Origin of the sequence: Steroidobacter sp., assembly GCF_016790065.1 — a bacterium.
Lineage (GTDB): Bacteria > Pseudomonadota > Gammaproteobacteria > Steroidobacterales > Steroidobacteraceae > Steroidobacter.
This window is the reverse complement of record NZ_JAEUPY010000008.1, coordinates 1-3,558: the sequence shown is the minus strand read 5'-3', so window position 1 is coordinate 3,558 and position 3,558 is coordinate 1. Positions and strand designations below refer to the sequence as shown.

3 protein-coding genes are annotated in these 3,558 nt (G+C 60.9%); all 3 read left to right on the top strand.

Annotated elements, in window-relative coordinates:
• On the top strand, window positions 1–362 hold a 362-nt coding region (locus JNL55_RS00115), incomplete at its 5' end, for an amidohydrolase family protein (RefSeq protein ID WP_293848058.1).
• Window positions 363–397: 35 nt separating this feature from the next.
• Entirely contained in the window at window positions 398–1,621 is a 1,224-nt protein-coding gene (locus JNL55_RS00110) for an amidohydrolase family protein (RefSeq protein WP_293848057.1), read from the top strand.
• On the top strand, window positions 1,618–3,558 hold a 1,941-nt coding region (locus JNL55_RS00105; RefSeq protein ID WP_293848055.1), incomplete at its 3' end, for a S9 family peptidase. The genes JNL55_RS00110 and JNL55_RS00105, both read left to right, overlap by 4 nt.

The following is a 3,558-nucleotide window of genomic DNA, read 5'->3' as shown; positions in this document are numbered from 1 at the left end:
CGGCTGAAGGCTGCGCCATAGTGCATTCGGATTCCCCCCACGATGTGCAGCGGCTGAATCAAGAGGCGGCTAAAGCAATGTTTCGTAGCGGCCGGCTCGGTTGGCCGATCGCGCCGGAGCGCGCGATTCGCTGGCTCACGTTGAATTCCGCTCGAGCGTTGGGCATCGAGTCGCGCACCGGTTCGCTGGAAAGCGGCAAGATGGCCGATGTGGTGGTTTGGAGCGGCAATCCGTTCAGCGCATACGCTTTGGCGGAGCGAGTGTTCATCGACGGTGCGGAAGTGTTCGACCGCTCGCAGCGGCGCACGACGCCGGCCTCCGACTTCTCGCTTGGTTTTTCAACCGAGGAGCGCTCGCTATGAAGGCTTCGCTATTGTCTGCAGCCGTCCTCGTGGCCATGACACTCTCAAGCGGCGCTTCTGCGCAGGATGTGTTGATCCGCGGCGCGACCGTTCATACCTTGGAACATTCGCAGCCAAAAACGCGGACTGACGTGCTGGTGCGCAATGGCAAGGTCGCGGCCATTGGGTCCGATCTGGCTGCTCCGAACGCTATACCGATCGTCGAAGCCAACGGCCGACCGGTGACGCCCGGCATCTTTGGCAGTCTCGGTGGCTTGGGAGTGGATGAACTCGGGCAGTACGATTCCAGTCTGCGTGCCGACAACTCGCAAGGGGTGCGTTTGCATCCTGAGTTCGATGCCAGCATCGCGTTCAATCCGCGCTCCATCAACATTCCGGTAGCTCGCATCGAAGGTGTGACCTGGACCGTGCTGGCGCCAGGAGCGTCCGACTCTTTCATGGCAGGGCAAGGTGCGGCAGTCACACTGGACGGTGCGACGCGTTCGGTTTGGCCGAGTAGCACCACGTTGTTTTTGGAGATGAGTGCAGCGTCGGCCAGCAAGTTCGGCGGCAGTCGCGCAGCGGTGCTCATGTCATTACAGAAGGCCTTCGCAGAAGCGCGTTCGTCCGGCACACCAGGCCCCGACTCGTTGTTATCCGTCGACGGCAAGAAAGTTCTGGCTCGCTATCTGAAAGGCGGACGTGTCGTGGTGCGCGTCGACCGTGCTGTTGAGATCAGTCGACTGATCGAAGTCTCGCGTCAGATAGGTTTTAAGCTGGTGATCGTCAGTGGCACCGAAGCCTGGATGGTTGCCGACGAGTTGGCGGCAGCGCGAGTGCCGGTCGTGCTCGATCCATTGGAAAATCTGCCCGACGGTGCGGACAGCCTGCAGCCCCGTTTGGATAACGCAGTGTTGTTACAGAAAGCCGGGGTGCTCATCGCGTTCATGGTAGGGAAGCCGCAAACCGAGGCACGCAAACTTCGTCAGAGCGCCGGCAACGCCGTCGCGCAAGGCTTGGAGTGGAACGCTGCGCTGGCCGCCATCACCATCAACCCCGCAAAAATATTCGGAGTCGACGACCAGCGCGGCAGCATCGCGGTCGGTAAGTCGGCGGATCTAGTGATTTGGAATGCGGATCCGCTCGATCTGCACAGCGCGCCGGATCAGGTCTGGATCGATGGACGCGCCATGCCGATGGAATCGCGTCAGACCCAATTGCGAGACCGCTACCTGCGTTCGACGCAGCGGACTCAACATTCAGCCGAGGGCAATCGATGATCAGGGTTTCGTCATTCGCATTGTGGTTGCTGCCGTTGGCGGCATGGGCGTCGACGCCCGACAAGTTCACTTTGCCGCAGGCCATCGAGGCGCACGACTCGATGGGCTACTGGGAGGATTGGTCGCTGATTGCCACGAGGCACGGCAAGTACGTCGCATGGAGCGAGGGTGGCAACCTGTTCATCGCGTTTCCGCCAGACTTCAAAGCCAAACAACTGACCTCGGACAACGCCGGTGCCAAAGGCACGGTGGCCTCGCCGGATGGTCGCTCGATTTTCTTCAGTCGCGGACGTAAGAGTCCCGGGTTCGGGCCGCATGCTGGGCAGGACACGCGGCAGCTGTGGCAAGTCGATGTCTCGACGGGCGAAACAAAACGCATCGTCAGCGGCGCCGACGTTCCCGGGGATTTCGTGTTTGCTCCCGATGGTCGGGCCTTCGCCTTTACCGAAGGCAAGATGCTGTGGGAGTTTCGTCAGCAGGCCGAAGGTTGGGTGAAGCGGCCGTTATTAGAGAACAGCGCCGAGCACTACGCGGCGGTCAGCTTGGGCGACATCGTGTATTCGCCCGATAGCACGCAGATTGCGTTCAGCAGTCTCCGCAAGGCCGGTCAGCGCTATGTCGCGGTGGTCGATTTAAAGACGCTGAAACATCGCTACCTGTCGCCGGGAATCTTCGACGACGGCAAGCCGACCTGGTCGCCGGATGGCAAGCAGCTGGTGTTCACGCGCATTCCCGCTAACTTCACGATGGCGTATCGGTTTACTGAGACCGGCGCCGCTGTGCCGTGGAGTTTGCAGCTTGCCGACCCGAACACAGGCGACGTTCGCACTTTGTGGCGCGCCGATGAAGGCGTTGGCAGCTTACCGCCACCGGACCTGAGCGCGCCGCTGTGGGCCGGCAAGAACATTTTGTTTCTTTGGGAAAAGACCGGTTGGCAGCAGCTGTATTCCATACCTGCCACCGGCGGCAAGCCGACCTTGTTGACGCCGGGTGAAGGCGAAGTGTTCGCGCCGGTGTTGAGTGCCAACGGCGATAGCGTTGTCTACAACTCTAACATCGGCGATGTGGCGCGTCTGCACGCGTGGCAGTTGTCCTTGAACAGCGGCAAGCCGCAACGTCTCACACAAGGGCAGGGAACGGATGGCAACGTGCATCTGACCGCTGACGGTGCCGCGGTCTACATCGCGAACACTAACGGCAGAATGCCGAATCGGCGTGTGGTGCAAGTCGGCAAGCGAGTCGTGAATCTGACGCCGCGGGCTGAAGAAGCACGCAAGTACGAAAAGATCTGGAATGACTTCGTGGACGTCGAAGTGGTGCCGGTGCGGGCCGACGACGGCATCGTGTCTCAGCACTTGATGATGGTGCCGCGAGGCCCCGCGCCTAAAGGCGGCTATCCCGTGATTGTGTCGAGCAAAGGTGGGCCGACCGGTCGCGTGTTCCCAGGCGGAGGTTACGGTCCGTACACATCGCTGGGTCAGTACGCGGCCAGCAAGGGCTTTATTTTCCTGGAGATCAATTACCGCGGCGGTAGTAACTTCGGTCTGGACTATCGTCTGCCTAAAGAGCGCGGCGCTACTGGCGGCAGCGAAGTGAAAGACCTCGCCGCGTTGGCGCGCTATCTGAAGTCGCGACCGGACGTCGATTCGAAGCGCATCGGTATCGTCGGTCACTCTTATGGCGGTCACATCGTTGGACTGGCGCTGAGCCGGTTGCCGAACGATTACGCAGCCGGCGTGCACATGAGTGGCGTCGCCGATTGGGTCGTGGAAATGAAAAAGGATGGCGAGACGGCCGATTGGCCGAGCGAGCCGCCGCCGTACATTCGCCTGTCCGAGCAAATCAAGATCGAAGACCTGGCGTTCCAGTCGTCATCGACTTCTCACACTGACACGTGGCGCGCACCGACGCTGTTCATCATGGGTGAGCTGGATACG